Here is an 18,114-nt window from a genome sequence, read left to right on the forward strand (position 1 = left end):
CATAACGCCAGCTCAGGCAGAAGAAGGGACTAAAGCGCGTTGCGCCAGAGTTGCTCACCTGCAAGCAGGAAAGTAGAAGAGGTACGAAGAAGTGTAGGTAAACGCAAAAACATCCTGAACGTATTGTCCATAATATTACAATTATCCGCAGTGTTGCTTCTCGTCATCGCGGATGATAATTGTCCTCGGTAGTTAAACACACGCAATTTGTATCATAGGTTCAAGACGAACTCAAAATCTTTTCACTTCTTTACCTGGTTCGTTTGATTTTTGTTATAACGACTCGAGGCAGATCACACTATTATCCAGGTTCAGGATAACTCTTCAGGAATAAACATGGCGAAACCCATTATCACGCTTAGCGGTCTAAAATTAGTCATTATGTTGGGCATGCTGGTGATCATTCTGACCGGCGTCCGCTTTGCGGCCGATATCATTGTCCCCTTTATTCTGGCGTTATTTATTGCCGTGGTGCTTAATCCCGTGGTCCAGCGAATGGTCAAACTTCGCATTCCGCGAGTATTAGCAGTGTCATTGCTGGTGGTTATTATTGTGATGCTAATGGTGCTGCTTTTAGCATATTTAGGGACATCCTTAAATGAATTAGCGAGAACGTTACCGCAATACCGTTCTTCACTGGTTATCCCGTTGAAAAATATCGAACCGTGGCTACAGCGCGCGGGAATTGGTGTTTCCGTCGACGAACTCGTGAAGTATATCGACCCTAATGCGGCGATGACGCTGGTGACCAATTTGCTGACGCAATTGTCCAATGCCATGTCATCTATCTTTTTACTGCTGCTGACCGTCGTGTTTATGCTACTGGAAGTGCCACAGTTACCCGGCAAACTCAAACAAATGATGAGCAGACCCGTTGAGGGAATGGCCGCTATTCAACGCGCAATCGACAGCGTGTCACACTACCTGGTCCTCAAAACGGCCATCAGTATTGTCACCGGACTGGTCGCCTGGGGCATGCTGGCCGCACTGGATGTCCGCTTCGCATTTGTCTGGGGACTGCTGGCTTTCGCGCTGAACTACATCCCCAATATCGGATCCGTGCTGGCGGCGATCCCCCCTATTGCTCAGGTACTGGTGTTTAGCGGATTTTACGATGCCCTGGTGGTGCTGGCGGGCTATCTGGCGATTAACCTGATATTCGGTAACATTCTCGAACCGCGCATCATGGGACGCGGACTGGGGCTATCGACGCTGGTGGTTTTTCTGTCGTTGATATTCTGGGGCTGGTTACTGGGACCGGTTGGCATGCTGCTTTCTGTCCCACTCACCATCATCGTTAAAATTGCACTTGAGCAAACTGAAGGCGGCCAAAGCATTGCCGTTTTGCTGGGCGATCTCAATAAAGCGTGAAGCCGCCTCTCTCACTAATAAGCGGAATGTGCCATAAAAAAACGGCCTCCGAGGAGGCCGTATGACATGCTAGTAATAATTACAGCGCTTTCAGAATCGCATCCACGCTGGCTTTGGCATCGCCAAACAGCATATGGGTGTTATCTTTAAAGAACAGTGGGTTCTGCACGCCGGCATAACCGGTATTCATTGAACGTTTAAACACAATGACATTCTGCGCCTTCCACACTTCCAGAACCGGCATACCGGCGATTGGGCTTTTCGGATCGTCCAGCGCCGCCGGGTTAACAGTATCGTTCGCGCCGATGACCAGTACGGTGTCGGTATCGGCGAAATCATCGTTGATTTCATCCATTTCCAGCACGATATCGTAAGGCACCTTCGCTTCCGCCAGCAGCACGTTCATATGCCCCGGCAGACGCCCGGCAACCGGGTGGATACCGAAACGCACCTTGATGCCGCGCGCACGCAGTTTCTCGGTGATTTCGGCCACCGGATACTGTGCCTGCGCCACCGCCATGCCATAGCCTGGAGTGATAATCACCGAGTGCGAATCCTTCAGCATTTCTGCCGTTTCTTCCGCGGAAATCTCGCGATGCTCACCCGCTTCCTGATCGTCACCAGTAGAAGAACCGTCGGTACCAAAACCACCAGCAATGACGCTGATGAAGGAGCGGTTCATCGCCTTACACATAATGTAAGACAGGATCGCACCCGAAGACCCCACCAGCGCACCGGTAACAATCAGCAGATCGTTGCTCAACATAAAGCCCGCCGCCGCTGCCGCCCATCCTGAATAGGAGTTCAGCATCGATACCACAACCGGCATATCTGCCCCGCCGATAGACGCCACCAGATGCCAGCCAAACGCCAGCGCGATAATGGTCATCACCAGCAACGCCAGAACCTGCAGACCCACGCTTTCAGTACGCACGAACAGCACCAGCAGCAGGAACGAAACCACCAGCGCCGCAAGGTTCAGCTTGTGGCGATTCGGCAGCATCAGCGGCTTAGAGGATATCTTCCCGCGCAGTTTACCAAACGCCACGATAGAACCCGTGAAGGTCACCGCACCGATGAAGATGCCAAGGAACACTTCAGTCAGGTGAATATTCACCAGAATCGGTTCCAGACCCGCCTCGTGATACAGGTAGCTGTTAAAACCAACCAGCACCGCCGCCAGGCCAACGAAGCTGTGCAGGATCGCCACCAGCTCCGGCATCTCGGTCATTTCGACTTTCTTCGCCAGACGAATACCAATCGCGCCACCGATGATCATGGCAACCAGAATCCACGCGACGTTGCCGGTATCCGGACCAAAGATCGTGGCAATCAGAGCAATCGCCATCCCGGCGATACCGAAGTTATTACCCTGCTGGGACGTTTCATGCTTAGAAAGCCCCGCCAGACTGAAAATAAACAGGATCGCGGCAACAATGTATGCAGCTGTAACTAATCCTCCAGACATGTGCTACCCCTTAGTTTTTCCGGAACATTTTCAGCATGCGCTGAGTCACGGTGAAGCCACCGAAAATATTAATGCTGGCAATAAGTACCGCGATAAAGCTCAGGAAACTCACCCAGCCACCCTGGCCAATCTGCAATAATGCCCCCACAACGATGATCCCGGAGATGGCGTTCGTCACAGACATCAGCGGCGTATGCAGCGCATGCGACACGTTCCAGACCACGTAGTAACCGACCACGCAGGAAAGCGCGAACACGGTAAAGTGTCCAAGGAACTCTTTTGGCGCCACATCGGCCAGCCAGCCAAACAGAATAACCACCAACGCCATCAAGGCGTATTTACGCCACGGTGAGACGGTTTTTTTCTCTTCAACCGGTGCAGGTGCAGCTTTTGCTGCCGCCTGAGGCTGAGCGGAAACCTGGATCGGCGGCGCAGGCCAGGTGATTTCACCTTCGCGAACCACCGTCACACCGCGCACCACCACATCGTCGAAATCCACGGTGATATTGCCGTCTTTCTCTTTGCACAGCAGCTTCAGCAGGTTAACGAGGTTGGTCCCGTATAGCTGGGAAGACTGCGTCGGCAAACGGCCCGGAAGGTCGGTATAACCAATAACCTTGACGCCGTTCTCGGTCGTGGTCACCTGATTTGCCACGGTGTATTCGCAGTTACCGCCGTTTTGCGCAGCGAGATCGACAATCACGCTGCCCGCTTTCATGGAGTCAACCATTTCACGGGTGATTAGTTTCGGGGCCGGTTTACCCGGAATCAACGCGGTGGTGACGATAATATCGACGTCTTTCGCCTGCGCGGCGAACAGTTCCATTTCCGCTTTGATAAACGCTTCGGACATCACCTTGGCGTAACCATCGCCGCTGCCCGCTTCCTCTTTGAAATCCAGCTCGAGGAATTCAGCGCCCATACTTTGCACTTGTTCTTTCACTTCCGGGCGCGTATCGAAGGCGCGAACAATCGCCCCCAGGCTGTTGGCCGCACCAATGGCCGCAAGACCCGCCACCCCGGCACCGATCACCATCACTTTGGCTGGCGGGACCTTACCCGCGGCGGTAATTTGTCCGGTAAAGAAGCGACCAAACTCATGCGCCGCTTCAACAATGGCGCGATATCCGGCGATGTTGGCCATCGAACTGAGGGCATCCAGCGACTGCGCACGCGAAATACGCGGTACGGAGTCCATTGCCATCACGGTGACATTGCGCTCGGCGAGTTTTTGCAGCAACTCCGGGTTTTGCGCCGGCCAGAGGAAACTGACCAGCGTGGTCCCCGGATTCAACAACGGAATCTCAAATTCTTCTGGTGCGTTGACCTTCAGGATAATCTCTGACTGCCAGACCGCATCCCCGTCAACAATTTCCGCGCCCGCTTGCACAAACGCCTTGTCGTCAAAACTTGCCAGTTGACCCGCGCCGCTTTCAACCGCGACGCTAAAACCCAGCTTCAGCAGCTGCTCAACCGTCTTCGGTGTGGCTGCTACGCGGGTTTCATTGGTTAACCGTTCTCTTGGTATGCCAATTCGCATAATGTTCCCTTCCATCTGTATTTTTGATGATGGTTTATCAATGTTCGCAAGCGGCCTGCGCGCACTTACGTAAGAGGTAAGTGTTACCCCAACAAAATAAAACAGTAACAAACTCTGTATAACCTACTGAAATTAACGCCTGTGATCTAGCGCCAAAAAACAGTATTTATTATGAAATTCGCAAAACCGGGATGAATTAACCCGCAGACAGGGATAATGCCCTTGAAATAGCCCGCAAAGGCCGATAAATCGCTCAAGCCAAGCGGCAAAACATGATTAAGCGCCACCACGGAACAATTGATTAACATTAAATTAACTTATGAAATTCAACCGATTTATCAGTTTTAGCGCTGAAATGCCGAATTTTTAGACATATCACTAAATGTTATCGATGTTGTTACGACGGCTGGCACGATGAGTGAAAAATGACGCAGACACTGACACAATTTAAATGCAATAATCAGCCACGTTTCTAGTCAATAACAATACCAGTACCTGGTTTGCGCAAGGCGAAGGATTATTTTTATGAAGCTTAAGAACACTCTCCTGGCGTCCGCACTTCTTTCTGCGACTGCTTTTTCTGTAAATGCAGCGACAGAATTGACGCCGGAGCAAGCGGCTGCCCTGAAACCCTATGACCGCATTGTGGTGACCGGCCGTTTTAATGCTATCGGTGATGCGGTTGCCGCCGTATCCCGCCGTGCAGATAAAGACGGTGCAGCCTCCTTTTACGTTGTTGATACCTCAGATTTTGGCAGCGGCGGTAACTGGCGTGTTGTTGCCGACGTCTATAAAGCCGACGCAGAAAAAGCGGAAGCTAACAAAAATCGCGTCATCAACGGTGTTGTAGAATTACCCAAAGATCAGGCCGTGTTGCTGGAACCGTACGATACCGTCACGGTGCAGGGTTTCTACCGTAGCCAGCCTGAAGTCAACGACGCCATCACCAAAGCGGCGAGAGAGAAAGGGGCTTACTCTTTCTATATTGTCCGTCAGGTCGATGCTAACCAGGGTGGCAACCAGCGTATTACCGCATTTGTCTATAAAGCCGATGCGAAAAAACGTGTTGTACAAAGCCCTGACGCCATCCCAGCTGATTCTGATGCCGGACGTGCAGCATTAGCAGCCGGTGGCGAAGCCGCGAAGAAAGTTGAGATCCCGGGCGTAGCTACCACCGCATCTCCGAGTGCAGAAGTGGGTCGTTTCTTCGAAACGCAGTCAACCAAAGGTGGACGTTACACTGTCACGCTTCCGGATGGTACGAAAGTAGAAGAACTGAACAAAGCAACCGCCGCCATGATGGTGCCGTTTGACAGCATCAAGTTCACCGGTAACTACGGCAACATGACTGAAGTTTCTTATCAGGTTGCTAAACGTGCCGCGAAAAAAGGCGCCAAGTACTACCACATTACCCGCCAGTGGCAGGAACGTGGTAACAACGTGACCATCAGTGCCGATCTGTATAAATAACGGTCACGAGTAACAATATAAGGCGGCTTTTTGCCGCCTTTCGCATTTTTAGTCACAAATCTCCCCATGCCCATTGCATGCGCTCCCTTCTCTCCGTAAAATTCCGCGCCTTAGTGGCTTCCTCCATTTTTATGCGGTTTGCCAAAATAATTATTCTCTCACTCTCGTTTTTGTCACTGGATACAAATGGAAAAGAAATTGGGTCTGAGCGCACTGACCGCGCTGGTTTTAAGCTCAATGCTCGGCGCGGGCGTTTTCAGCCTGCCACAAAATATGGCAGCGGTTGCCAGCCCGGCCGCATTACTGATTGGTTGGGCGATTACCGGCGCGGGAATTCTCCTGCTGGCCTTTGCCATGCTCATCCTGACGCGCATCCGTCCCGATCTGGACGGCGGTATTTTTACCTACGCCCGTGAAGGTTTTGGCGAACTGATTGGTTTCTGCTCGGCATGGGGTTACTGGCTGTGTGCCGTTATCGCCAACGTTTCTTATCTGGTGATCGTTTTTTCCGCACTCAGCTTCTTCACCGATACGCCTGAATTGCGTTTATTTGGCGATGGAAATACCTGGCAGTCTATCGTCGGGGCCTCAGTGCTGCTGTGGGTGGTCCATTTTCTGGTATTACGCGGTGTACAAACCGCCGCCAGCATTAACCTAGTAGCGACACTGGCGAAATTATTGCCGCTGGGTCTGTTTGTCGTGCTGGCCTTTATGCTGTTTAAGCTTGATACCTTTACCCTGGATTTTACCGGTATTGCGCTGGGTGTTCCGGTCTGGGAACAGGTCAAAAACACCATGCTCATCACGCTGTGGGTGTTCATCGGGGTAGAAGGCGCGGTCGTAGTGTCAGCACGTGCCCGCAATAAACGCGATGTCGGTCGCGCCACGCTGCTGGCGGTATTGGCCGCGCTGGGTGTTTATCTGTTGGTTACCCTACTTTCCCTTGGCGTGGTTGCTCGCCCGGAACTGGCTGAAATCCGTAACCCGTCAATGGCCGGACTAATGGTCAAAATGATGGGGCCATGGGGTGAAATTATTATTGCGGCCGGTCTGATAGTTTCCGTCTGCGGTGCCTATTTAAGCTGGACGATTATGGCAGCCGAAGTGCCGTTTCTGGCATCGACGCACAAAGCGTTCCCGCGCATTTTCGCACGTCAAAATGCGCAAGGTGCACCGTCGTCTTCACTGTGGCTCACCAATATCTGCGTACAGGTGTGTCTGGTGCTGATCTGGCTCACAGGCTCTGACTATAATACGCTGCTGACGATTGCCTCCGAGATGATTCTGGTGCCTTATTTTCTCGTTGGCGCATTTTTGCTGAAAATCGCCACCCGCCCGATTCATCAGGCTGTTGGTGTCGGTGCCTGCATTTATGGCTTATGGTTATTATATGCTTCTGGCCCAATGCACCTGCTGCTGTCTGTGGTGCTGTATGCGCCAGGATTATTGGTCTTTCTTTACGCCAGAAAAACGCACACGCACGATAACGTGCTGAACCGCCAGGAATTGGTTTTGATCGGCCTGCTACTGGTCGCCGCCGTTCCGGCTACCTGGATGTTGATGGGGTAAACGTCATACCCATCGTTTGATGTTAATGGAGATTACGATGGGTAAAAAGCCCCTGCCAATACTTATCACCGGCGCAGGCCGTCGCATCGGCCTCGCAATTGCATGGCATTTTTTGAATCAAAAACAGCCGGTAATTATCAGCTATCGAACGCATTATCCATCGATTGATGGTCTGCAAGAAGCCGGCGCGGTGTGCATTCAGGCCGATTTTTCGACCGATGCCGGCGTGCTGGCCTTCGCTGATGACGTAAAAAACCGAACGGATGGATTACGCGCCATCGTGCACAATGCCAGCGCCTGGGTTGCAGAAAAACCCGGTAAACCGCTGTCTGACGTGTTGTCCAGCATGATGCAGATCCATGTCAACACGCCCTACCTGCTCAACCACGCGCTGGAAGGCCTGCTGCGCGGCCACGGCCACGCCGCCGGCGACATCATCCATTTTACAGATTACGTCGTCGAGCGCGGCAGCGACAAACATATCGCGTATGCCGCCAGCAAGGCTGCACTGGACAACATGACCCGCTCATTCGCGCGTAAACTGGCGCCAGAAGTCAAAGTGAACGCCATCGCCCCATCGCTTATTCTGTTTAACGAAGATGACGACGCCGAATATCGTCAGCAGGCTCTGAACAAGTCACTGATGAAAACCGCGCCCGGCGAGAAAGAGGTCATTGAGTTAATCGATTATCTGTTGACCAGCTGTTTTGTCACCGGGCGTAGTTTTGCCCTGGATGGCGGTCGCCACCTGCGTTAGTGCAGTTTTACCCAACAAATAATCAGCAACCACGCGCTCAGGCCCCAGCAGACTACCGCCCCGCCGAGCGCGACGGGCAGGCGCATAAACCCGGTGAAGTACCACAGTGAAACAAGGTAGACAAAATAGGGAATAATTGACCACATACTGAAGACAATTGTGGTGCGTAACGCTTCAATACCGCGCTCGCTAGCCACAATATAGTGAGCGATCAGCGCAAATGTCGGGAACAGCGGAATTAATCCGGCAATATAGTAATTCTTTGTTTTAGCCAGCACGCCAATCAACACCACCACCAGCGCACCCAGCGCCGCTTTTATAAGTAACCCCATCACTTTGCCTTAACACATCAACAACATCAGCCCCTAGCATAACGGAAGCGTTCTCGTTTAGAAAAGATTAATGGAAGGAAAAACAGGGGCGGTGTATGTTGGCACTTTATAATCAAAATGAATGATATGAACACCATCGTATTTGTTGAAGATGATCCTGAAGTCGGTTCGCTGATTGCCGCCTACCTGGCCCGGCACGATATAGAGGTCATCCTTGAACCGCGCGGCGATGTAGCCGAAGAGAAGGTCCTGCAGGTTCAACCCGACCTGGTGTTGTTAGACATTATGCTGCCTGGTAAAGACGGAATGACCATCTGTCGTGATTTGCGCGGGCGCTGGCAGGGTCCAATTGTTCTGCTGACGTCTCTCGACAGCGATATGAACCATATACTGGCGCTCGAAATGGGAGCCTGTGACTACATTCTGAAAACGACGCCGCCGGCGGTGCTGCTGGCCCGCCTGCGCCTGCATTTACGCCAGAACGAACATTCGACGCAGTCAAAAGGTATTCAGGCGGCCACCCTTACGCCGCATACCATACTGCGCTTTGGTACGCTAACTATCGATCCAACCAATCGTTCCGTGCTACTTGCTGGTGACCCCGTTTCGCTTTCTACCGCCGATTTCGAACTACTGTGGGAGCTGGCAACCCATGCGGGACACATTATGGATCGCGATGCGTTGCTGAAAAATCTGCGCGGTGTGAGTTATGACGGGATGGATCGCAGCGTTGATGTGGCGATTTCCAGACTGCGTAAAAAACTGCTGGATAACGCCACAGAGCCGTACCGCATCAAGACCATCCGTAATAAAGGCTATTTGTTTGCCCCGCACGCCTGGGATGATGAACCACGCAAATAACCCCGCCAGGCTGGTTTTAACCCAGCCAAATTCGCCATTTAACGTTACGCTGTCACGCAAATCGTCTACAGGATAAGCATAAAGACCTCGTCTCGGTCTGAACCACACTTTTTGTGTGGCTGTCAGTGGTCCCCCTCCCTATAATCCGTCCCGGTCCTGAGCCACTATGGCTCAGCGTTTTATTTCAAAAATACACTCTCTTTCCGGCATTTCAGGTGCTGAATGAGGCAAGAGGCTACATTATGTTCGTTACTCTCGCGTATATCGCGTTATTTTTGGTTTGTTCATGGGCTGTATTCAGAATCGACCAAAAAAGTCACTCCCTGTCCAAAAGCGTCTTCATTGCCATTTTTATCGGTGCCGTTATTGGCTTATCCCTGCATTTTATTGCAGCCGACAACAGCAAAACAATTATCGACTGGTATAACGTCATCGGTAACGGTTATGTCAATTTACTCAAACTGGTTGCGGTTCCGCTAATCTTTATCTCTATCCTGTCGGCGATTAATAAGCTCGAAAACAGCGCCGGAATTGGCAAAATGTCGCTCACTATTGTAGGGAGCATGCTCTGCCTGGTGATGATCGCCGGATTTGTTGGCCTGCTCACCGCCCACGTTTTAGGTCTGGATGCGAGCGCGTTTGGCCATATGCAGTCAACGTTTACGGCTGAGGATGTGAGTAAAACAGCCGCCGTTTCACTGTCTAAGCTAGTCACCTCGCTGATCCCCACCAATATCTTCCTCGATCTTACCGGGGCCAGAAGCGTTTCTGTTATTGGTATTGTGATTTTCACTCTGCTTGCCGGGGTAGCATTATTAAAAGTAAAACAAGATGCACCGCAAGAAGGTGAAAAATTAAGCGCGGGCATTAACGCCATCCAGATTTGGGTGATGAAAATGGTGCGCATCGTTATTGCCCTCACCCCCTATGGCGTGATGGCATTAATGGCTGGCGTATTTTCCGCTTATCGGTTTGAACAATTTGCCAGTTTGTTAGGCTTTATTGCCGCCTGCTACATTGCCGTGCTGATGATGTTTATCGTGCATGCGCTAATTTTGCTGCTTAGCGGAAACAATCCTGTGCGCTATTTTAAAACCGTGTGGCCGGTTTTAACCTTTGCGTTTGTTTCGCGCAGCAGCGCTGCCTCTATTCCACTGGCCATTACCGCGCAGGAAAAATTTGGCGTACAAAATACCATTGCCAATATCGCGGCTTCATTTGGCTCCAGCATGGGCCAGAATGGCTGTGCCGGGATTTACCCTGCGATTATGGTAGCAATGATTGCACCGACAATGGGCATCGATCCGCTGTCGGTACATTTTCTGCTCGCGATGCTACCGGCGATTGCGCTGGGATCGATTGGGGTGGCGGGCGTCGGTGGTGGTGGGACGTTTGCCGCACTGATTGTGCTTTCCACGCTGAATTTTCCGGTCGCGCTGGTGGGGATTTTTATTGCTATTGAGCCGATTGTCGATATGGCGAGGACTGCATTAAACGTCAACGGCTCAATGATGTCGGGGGTGCTGGCTAACCGAATTTTGCGTAAAGAAACGTCCGCGCAGCAACCGTCCACATCGCTCAGCAACGCTGAATAACCGTTCAGAGCAGTGCCAGATAATAGCCTTCCCGCTGACAGGAAGGCTTTATTTAGGTTAGCTGAGCATCAACCTGTCATAGTCTTTCCAGCGATAATTCAGCGCGGAGAGGATCCAGCAACCGAGAAATACAGCAATAATCATAAAACCAACATTACCCATGTGGTCACTCATATTGCTTACCGTATCCCACATTCCGCCCTGAAGTGAAAACGCATCGGACAGTAATCCTAACGCTTCCAGCCCGCCAATAAATACCGCCACAATCACCGAGGTTCCGGTGATGGTCATATTGTAATACAGCTTTCGCTGCGGCTTATTAAAGGCCCAGCCATAGGCCTCGACCATCAGAATACTGTCGAGGCAATCAATTAACGCCATGCCACAGGTAAACAATGCCGGAAACACCAGAATGGACCAGATGGACATCCCACTGGAAGCACCTGAAGCAGAAATGCCTAACAGCGAAATTTCTGTGGCAGTATCAAAACCCAGCCCAAACAAAAAGCCGACAAAATACATATGCCAGTCTTTCCCCACCAGCCTAAAGGCCGAGCGGAAGAGCCAACTCAGAGGCCCTGAAATCGTGATTTCTTCCGCGGTTCCGTAATAGGTGCCCGTACGTTTTAAATGGCGGAATGCCTTCCATACCTGGCAGAAGATGATCAGATTGATGGTCGCCAGAATCAGCAAGAACGCAGCAGAAACGGCCGTACCGATCACGCCCCCAACATTCTGCAACCATGCCATATGATGTTTAAACACGCTGGTAGTGAGGGCGATGCCAATACTTGCCAGTACCACAATGGTGGAATGTCCGAGAGAAAACCATGCCCCGGTGGTCAATGCGCGCTTTTTTTGCTGCATCAGTTTGCGGGTTGCGCTGTCGATGGCGGCGATATGATCGGCATCCACGGCGTGGCGTAAACCGTAGCACCAGGCGACCAGGCTCAGCGCCAGAAGCGAGGTATGATGACTAAACACCGTGAAAGCCCACAGCCACGCCACAATGTTTGCCCCGACCAAAATCGCCACCAGCAGCATAATATCCGGGCGTTTTTTGCACACTGAAAACAACGCGTTCATTGTTTTCGGCCTATTAATTTATTCACAAAAGACACAACCTAACCCACCATTTACTGATTGGTAATCTAAATATTTATCAGCCTAATGATAACGGTTTAAAATTGCTGACGCGTGTCATAGATCAAAGTTGCAGAGACCCTGAGTCCAGTTCAGCAAACGCGAGATCCGCCACCCGCAGGGTTATTACCGCAGTGTCCCCGTCTTGCAGAAACCAGGCGGAAGAAAGCCCACACCATGCCGCGATCCACAGAAGAAGACGCTCGCGTTTAAGTCCGGCAGCCTCTGAAACGATGTTGACGCGCTGGGTGAACCGCGATGGACCAATGGCGATGCCAATACCAGGATCGGCAAGATCGGGATTGGTGAAAATATTGGCGTAATCAAACCCACGCTCACCCAACAACCCTTTCGGATCGATAGCCAGCCATCCAGATTCTGCAAAATCAAGCACATTACCGTGGTGTAAATCACCGTGCAGCACCACGACATCTTGCGCAGTGGAGAAAAGCACATTGGCTGCCTGCGCGCAACGAAGCATGATCCCACCAAAACGTTGCGATGTCGGCTCAAGATCGCGAAACCAATGTTCAAGTGGCGTGAGCACCGGTGTTGAGGTATTTGCCGCAACATGGAGTCGACGGGCAGTTTGGCAAATCATGCGGCAGGCTCGCGCATCCTGGTCTTCCCGGGACATATCCGTCAGCGATTGTGTCCCTGTGGCACGTTCTAACAGAATCGCCCCATTTTCATGAGCCAGCACCCTCGCCGCCCCTTTCCCGTTCCACCAGGTCATCAACTGACAACCGGTTCGCTCACTGTCATCATCCGTGAGTTTAAGAATGGCTTTCTTGCCACCGTGAATTGTTGTCACGGGTAGCAGATACGATGTATGAGTCACGATGGGAGCACCATCAGGGATGAGTTTCCAGCGGCTTAACCAGGTACTGAACATATGCTTTCCAAAGTAATGCCACCCTCTTCAGCCTGAGTGAATCGCTGGTGGAACATTAGCGAGATTTTTACCGCATTATAACGATGACGGGTCAGGGCGACACCTACACCTATACAGAATTTTATGCTAGGTTGAAAAATACAGCCCTCGAGAAAGAGCCAAACGCCAGCTTCAAAAACAGATCGTTTATGCTGCCTTACGGTCAAATGCGCCATAGCATTCAGAATAAAATAAAATCACATCATCGATAAAAATAGGGAGCGCTCAATTCTCGCCCCCTGCACTTTTTTTACCCCTCAGGCATCGCCGAAGAATGATGGGTAGAGATTTTCCACTCTTTTCCATCCCATGCGTAAGTGAACGTATATCGTGCTGAAACGGTAGATTTATCGGCGAAGGTAAATGTGTAGGTACCGGTATCTATCGCCTTGTTGCACCCCAGACGAATAGTGCGAGTATCAATTTTTCCGGTAGGTTTCTTCGCCAGAAAATGCTCAAAATAATCAATGCGTTCAGCATCCGTTAAGCGGGCTTTATTGGATACCGTTGGCAGTAACACCGCATCGCTGAGATAGTTCTCTGAAACCGTCTTCGCGTTGCCCGTTTTTAACGATGCGTTCCACTTATCAAATAGCGCTTCGATTTGAGCGTTATCGACCTTCACGCAGTCAGGTGCCGACACCGCAAAAACCGGGCCAGACAGAAGGGTCAGTGAAGCAATAAGACCAAATAATTTCTTCATTTTAATCAATCCATTCGTGGTCGTATGGCAATGCTGAACCATTGATAACCAGGCTATAAAAATCGCATGGCATGTCATTATCAATGGGAATCATCAACATACGCTGTGTGTGAAAATAAGGAATCCGTGAGGGAAAGGGTATTCAATACGAAGGAGTTATAAGAGATTTTTGTGTTATCGCCACGGGTAGAGACTGTTCAACTTCCTGGTTAATTATAGTTCAGTGATTATTGCTGAAGCATGACTTTCAGTATTTTTGCCCGCATCCAGTACGGGCTTTTTAGATGATGCTCCCCTCATATCGCGCACTCACCTTGCACAAAGACAACCGCCAGCAGCAATTACTCTGTTAAGACGAGACTGTTTACCTGGCCCAACTGCCCTCGCCCGTTCCAGACATGCTGTATTTATTACGGGCCTCATGGGCCATGAGAATGCATAAAGGGTTCATACCGTGTACTCTGCCGGGATAAGCGCGATTGACGATGGTCAGACTGAATTTCTGAATCTGCGTCTCGGTGGATACAGCAATCCCCCGCCAGCCCCGAGTGGCAAAAGCGTATTAGCTAACTTATTGAGCGTCCGGTGATTTGTTATGAAGAAGCTGTTTGTACAGTTTTACCTGTTGCTGTTCGTCTGCTTTCTGGTGATGACTCTGCTGGTCGGTTTGGTATATAAATTCACCGCAGAGCGCGCCGGCAGGCAGTCGCTCGATGATTTAATGAAAAGCTCCTTGTATTTGATGCGCAGTGAACTTCGCGAGATCCCGCCCCATGAGTGGGGGAAGACGCTGAAAGAGATGGATTTAAACCTCTCGTTTGATCTGCGCGTGGAGCCGCTGAATAAATACCATCTGGATGCCCCTACCCAGCAGCGTCTGCGCGAGGGCGATATTGTGGCACTCGACGACCAGTACACCTTTATTCAGCGTATTCCTCGCAGCCATTATGTCCTTGCCGTCGGCCCGGTTCCCTATCTCTATTTTTTACATCAAATGCGCTTGCTGGACGTCGCGCTGATGGCGTTCATCGCCATTTCGCTGGCCTTCCCGGTGCTTATCTGGATGCGTCCGCACTGGAAGGAGATGTTGAGGCTGGAAGCGGCGGCGCAACGTTTTGGTGAAGGACACCTGAGTGAACGGCTGCATTTTGACAGCGGTTCCAGTTTTGAGCGGCTCGGCGTGGCGTTCAACCAAATGGCGGACAATATCAATGCGCTCATTGCCAGCAAAAAACAGCTGATTGATGGCATCGCCCATGAGCTGCGCACACCGCTGGTGCGTTTACGCTACCGGCTGGAGATGAGCGATAACCTCAGCGAACAGGAATCCCAGGCGCTGAATCGTGATATTAGCCAGTTGGAAGCGCTCATCGAAGAGTTACTCACCTATGCGCGACTCGACCGGCCACAGAATGAGTTAAACCTCACGGAACCAAACCTACCGGTATGGCTCACCACCCATCTGGACGATGTACAAAGCGTTAATCCTGACCGCACGGTACGCCTGCGCCATCTAACCTCCGGTGATTACGGTGCGCTGGATATGCGCCTGATGGAGCGCGTCCTGGATAATTTACTCAACAACGCCCTGCGCTACTGCCAGTCTACGGTTCACGCCAGTCTGCTGCTTCAGGGTAATCAAGCGATGCTGATCGTCGAAGACGATGGCCCCGGCATTCCACCTGACGCCCGTGAGCAAGTTTTTGAACCGTTTGTTCGTCTCGATCCCAGCCGCGACCGGGCCACCGGCGGCTGCGGACTCGGGCTGGCCATCGTCCACTCGATTGCGCAGGCCATGGGCGGTACGGTGATGTGTGACGAAAGCGAACTCGGCGGCGCGCGTTTCACCTTTAGCTGGCCCCTCTGGCATAACATTCCTGAATTTTCCGCTACTTGACCCCTACGGCTCGGTGGTCAGGTAACGTTGGGTGTGCTATAAAAAAGTATGTTGTAACTAAAATGGTAACTCTATGGCTCGTTACGATCTCGTTGAACGTCTGAACAGCACTTTTCGCCAGATGGAACAAGAACTGGCGCAATTCACTGAAAATCTGCAGCAGCACACGCTACTGATTGCCCGTGTGTTCTCCTTGCCAGAAATCGCAAAAGAGTCGGAGCACGCCCCGCTGGAGGCCATCGACGTTAAACAACATTTAGGTAAAGAAGCTCAAAGTCTGGCGCTGCGCCACTATCGCCACCTGTTTATTCAGCAGCAGTCCGAGAATCGCAGCAGCAAAGCTGCCGTGCGCCTACCCGGCGTGTTGTGCTATCAGGTCGACAGCCCTTCTCAGGCGACGCTGGAAGCGCAAATTCAGCGTATCAACCAGTTGAAAACAACCTTTGAGCATATTGTGACGGTGGATTCAGGTCTGCCACCCGCCGCACGTTTCGAATGGGTGCATCGCCATTTACCAGGACTCATCACCCTCAATGCTTATCGAACGCTGACGGTGGTCAGAGAACCTGCGACCCTGCGATTCGGTTGGGCCAATAAACACATTATTAAAAACCTGAAACGCGATGAGGTACTGGAACAACTGGAAAAGAGCCTGAATTCACCGCGCAGCGTACATCCATGGACGCGCGAAGAGTGGCAGGCCCGTCTGGAGCGCGAGTATCAGGACATTGCCGCCCTGCCGCAACAGGCGAAACTGAAGATAAAAAGACCGGTGAAAGTCCAGCCCATCGCCCGCGTCTGGTACAAAGGGCAGCAAAAGCAAGTGCAATATGCATGTCCGACACCGCTGATTGCACTGATTAATAACGATAATGGTATGAGTGTGCCGGACATCGGCGAGTTGCTGAATTACGATGCCGACAACGTGCAACACCGTTTCAAACCGCAGGCGCAGCCGCTGAGGTTGATTATTCCCCGGCTGCACCTGTATGTGGCAGATTAACGTCCCGGTCGCATACTTCCGACCATCAGTTCCGGGCGCACCCAACTGTCGAACTCGGCTTCGCTAAGGTAGCCCAGCGCCAGCGCCGAGGCTTTTAACGTCAGCCCCTCTTTGTGAGCCTTTTTGGCGATCTCTGCGGCTTTATCGTACCCAATATGGGTATTCAGGGCAGTCACCAGCATCAGGGATTCGTTGAGCAACTGGTCAATGCGCTCGCGATTGGGCTCAATGCCGGTCGCGCAGTGCGCATTGAAGCTTTCCATACCATCTGCCAGCAGACGAACTGATTGCAGGAAATTATGGATAACCATCGGTCGGTAGACGTTAAGCTCAAAATTACCGGAGGCTCCGCCAATGTTGATAGCCACATCGTTGCCCATTACCTGACAGCACAGCATAGTTAAGGCTTCACATTGTGTGGGGTTGACCTTACCAGGCATGATGGAGCTGCCTGGCTCGTTTTCAGGAATCGCTATCTCGCCGATACCACAGCGCGGACCAGATGCCAGCCAGCGCACATCGTTGGCAATTTTCATTAACGATGCGGCCAGACCTTTCAGTGCACCATGGGCATGTACCAGCGCATCACAGGTGGCCAGCGCTTCGAATTTATTCGGCGCGGTGACAAACGGTGCACAGGTGATCACTCTCAGTTCATCCGCGACCCGGCGAGCATATTCAGGATGTGTATTCAGTCCGGTGCCGACGGCCGTTCCTCCCAAAGCCAGTTCAGCCACATGCGGCAGGCTGTTTTCTATGTGCTTCAGGTTATGTTCCAGCATCGCCACCCAGCCAGAAATTTCCTGACCCAGCGTCAACGGTGTAGCGTCCTGCAGATGCGTACGGCCAATTTTGACAATATCTGCAAACGCGTGGGATTTTTTACTCAGTGTTTCAATTAAAACATTCAATTGTGGAATAAGTGACTTACGCAGAGCCAGCAGTGCGGCAACGTGCATAGCCGTGGGGAACACGTCATTTGAACTTTGGCTTTTATTGACGTCATCGTTGGGGTGTATTTTACGTTCCATCCCCCGCACGCCGCCCAGCAGTTCGCTGGCCCGGTTCGCCAGCACCTCGTTCATGTTCATATTGCTTTGCGTACCGGAACCGGTCTGCCAGATAGCCAGCGGAAACTCGTCAGCGTGTTTATCAGCCAGCACTTCATCTGCCGCCTGCATGATGGCGTTCGCTTTTTCTGCCGCCAGCAGCCCGAGGTCCTGATTTACCTTCGCGGCGGCACGTTTAGTGAGCGCCAGCGCGTGGATCAGCGAGACCGGCATTTTCTCCGTAGAGATACGAAAATGCTCCAGCGATCGTTGGGTTTGTGCGCCCCAGAGTTTATCGGCCGGAACCTCAATCGCCCCCATTGAATCATTTTCGCGGCGTACCGTTACCATGACCTGCTCCTTATATTAACAATTGATTAGGTTATGTTTCGACATTGCCCATTTGCCATTGGTCTTATGAG

General features: G+C 51.6%; 15 protein-coding genes. 8 read left to right on the top strand and 7 right to left on the bottom strand.

Translation table 11 applies throughout. The annotated features are described in order from the left end of the window. Positions 1 to 336 precede the first annotated feature (336 nt). Positions 337 to 1,371 carry an AI-2E family transporter gene (locus M2374_RS14050; RefSeq protein WP_115258543.1) on the top strand — a complete coding sequence of 345 codons (1,035 nt, stop codon included), beginning with the start codon at positions 337 to 339 and terminating at the stop codon, positions 1,369 to 1,371. A 79-nt stretch (positions 1,372 to 1,450) separates the two neighbouring features. Here the strand turns inward: M2374_RS14050 and pntB are convergent, their stop codons facing one another. Both pntB and pntA read right to left on the bottom strand, forming a co-directional pair. After that, a complete protein-coding gene (gene pntB, locus M2374_RS14055) occupies positions 1,451 to 2,839 on the bottom strand; it encodes a Re/Si-specific NAD(P)(+) transhydrogenase subunit beta (protein ID WP_096757109.1) in 1,389 nt (462 codons plus the stop codon). Positions 2,840 to 2,849: 10 nt separating this feature from the next. Then, a complete protein-coding gene (pntA, locus tag M2374_RS14060; RefSeq protein WP_135912078.1) occupies positions 2,850 to 4,379 on the bottom strand; it encodes a Re/Si-specific NAD(P)(+) transhydrogenase subunit alpha in 1,530 nt (509 codons plus the stop codon). Between the two features lie 525 nt (positions 4,380 to 4,904). Between pntA and ydgH the strand changes: the two genes are divergently transcribed. From ydgH to folM, 3 genes are all read left to right on the top strand, one after another. Continuing rightward, positions 4,905 to 5,849, top strand: coding sequence for a DUF1471 family protein YdgH (gene ydgH, locus M2374_RS14065; RefSeq protein WP_096757111.1), 945 nt, complete (start codon positions 4,905 to 4,907; stop codon positions 5,847 to 5,849). 186 nt (positions 5,850 to 6,035) lie between these two features. Beyond that, positions 6,036 to 7,418 carry an amino acid permease gene (locus M2374_RS14070; protein ID WP_096757112.1) on the top strand — a complete coding sequence of 461 codons (1,383 nt, stop codon included), beginning with the start codon at positions 6,036 to 6,038 and terminating at the stop codon, positions 7,416 to 7,418. 37 nt (positions 7,419 to 7,455) lie between these two features. Then, positions 7,456 to 8,175 carry a dihydromonapterin reductase gene (gene folM, locus M2374_RS14075; RefSeq protein ID WP_096757113.1) on the top strand — a complete coding sequence of 240 codons (720 nt, stop codon included), beginning with the start codon at positions 7,456 to 7,458 and terminating at the stop codon, positions 8,173 to 8,175. Here the strand turns inward: folM and M2374_RS14080 are convergent. Next, positions 8,172 to 8,507 (bottom strand): GlpM family protein, encoded by a 336-nt coding sequence (locus tag M2374_RS14080; protein WP_096757114.1) that lies wholly within the window; start codon positions 8,505 to 8,507, stop codon positions 8,172 to 8,174. The two genes, folM and M2374_RS14080, sit on opposite strands and share 4 nt — an antisense overlap. A 117-nt stretch (positions 8,508 to 8,624) precedes the next feature. On the opposite strand from M2374_RS14080, the gene rstA reads away from it, so the two are divergent. Both rstA and M2374_RS14090 read left to right on the top strand, forming a co-directional pair. After that, a complete protein-coding gene (gene rstA / locus M2374_RS14085) occupies positions 8,625 to 9,368 on the top strand; it encodes a two-component system response regulator RstA (protein WP_096757115.1) in 744 nt (247 codons plus the stop codon). A gap of 242 nt (positions 9,369 to 9,610) precedes the next feature. Then, the gene (locus M2374_RS14090) at positions 9,611 to 10,963 is read left to right on the top strand and encodes an L-cystine transporter (protein ID WP_181688152.1); all 1,353 of its coding nucleotides are present in this window, start codon (positions 9,611 to 9,613) and stop codon (positions 10,961 to 10,963) included. A gap of 57 nt (positions 10,964 to 11,020) precedes the next feature. On the opposite strand, the gene M2374_RS14095 is transcribed toward M2374_RS14090, so the two are convergent. The 3 genes from M2374_RS14095 to M2374_RS14105 form a co-directional block, all read right to left on the bottom strand. After that, positions 11,021 to 12,049, bottom strand: coding sequence for a HoxN/HupN/NixA family nickel/cobalt transporter (locus tag M2374_RS14095; protein ID WP_181625332.1), 1,029 nt, complete (start codon positions 12,047 to 12,049; stop codon positions 11,021 to 11,023). Between the two features lie 121 nt (positions 12,050 to 12,170). Beyond that, positions 12,171 to 13,001: an aminoglycoside phosphotransferase family protein gene (locus M2374_RS14100; protein WP_259155197.1), complete on the bottom strand. Its 831-nt coding sequence runs from the start codon at positions 12,999 to 13,001 to the stop codon at positions 12,171 to 12,173. A gap of 289 nt (positions 13,002 to 13,290) precedes the next feature. After that, a complete protein-coding gene (locus M2374_RS14105; RefSeq protein WP_096757119.1) occupies positions 13,291 to 13,743 on the bottom strand; it encodes an SgcJ/EcaC family oxidoreductase in 453 nt (150 codons plus the stop codon). A 595-nt stretch (positions 13,744 to 14,338) separates the two neighbouring features. Between M2374_RS14105 and rstB the strand changes: the two genes are divergently transcribed. Together rstB and tus are read left to right on the top strand one after the other, a co-directional pair. Then, positions 14,339 to 15,640 (top strand): two-component system sensor histidine kinase RstB, encoded by a 1,302-nt coding sequence (gene rstB, locus M2374_RS14110; RefSeq protein ID WP_181688154.1) that lies wholly within the window; start codon positions 14,339 to 14,341, stop codon positions 15,638 to 15,640. Positions 15,641 to 15,713: 73 nt separating this feature from the next. Continuing rightward, entirely contained in the window at positions 15,714 to 16,643 is a 930-nt protein-coding gene (gene tus, locus M2374_RS14115; RefSeq protein ID WP_137400089.1) for a DNA replication terminus site-binding protein, read from the top strand. Here the strand turns inward: tus and fumC are convergent. Further along, positions 16,640 to 18,043, bottom strand: a complete 1,404-nt coding sequence (gene fumC, locus M2374_RS14120; protein ID WP_096757122.1) for a class II fumarate hydratase — start codon at positions 18,041 to 18,043, stop codon at positions 16,640 to 16,642. The genes tus and fumC overlap by 4 nt on opposite strands. Between the last annotated feature and the right edge of the window lie 71 nt (positions 18,044 to 18,114).

Source organism: Citrobacter sp. JUb117 (assembly GCF_024809055.1).
GTDB lineage: Bacteria > Pseudomonadota > Gammaproteobacteria > Enterobacterales > Enterobacteriaceae > Citrobacter > Citrobacter gillenii.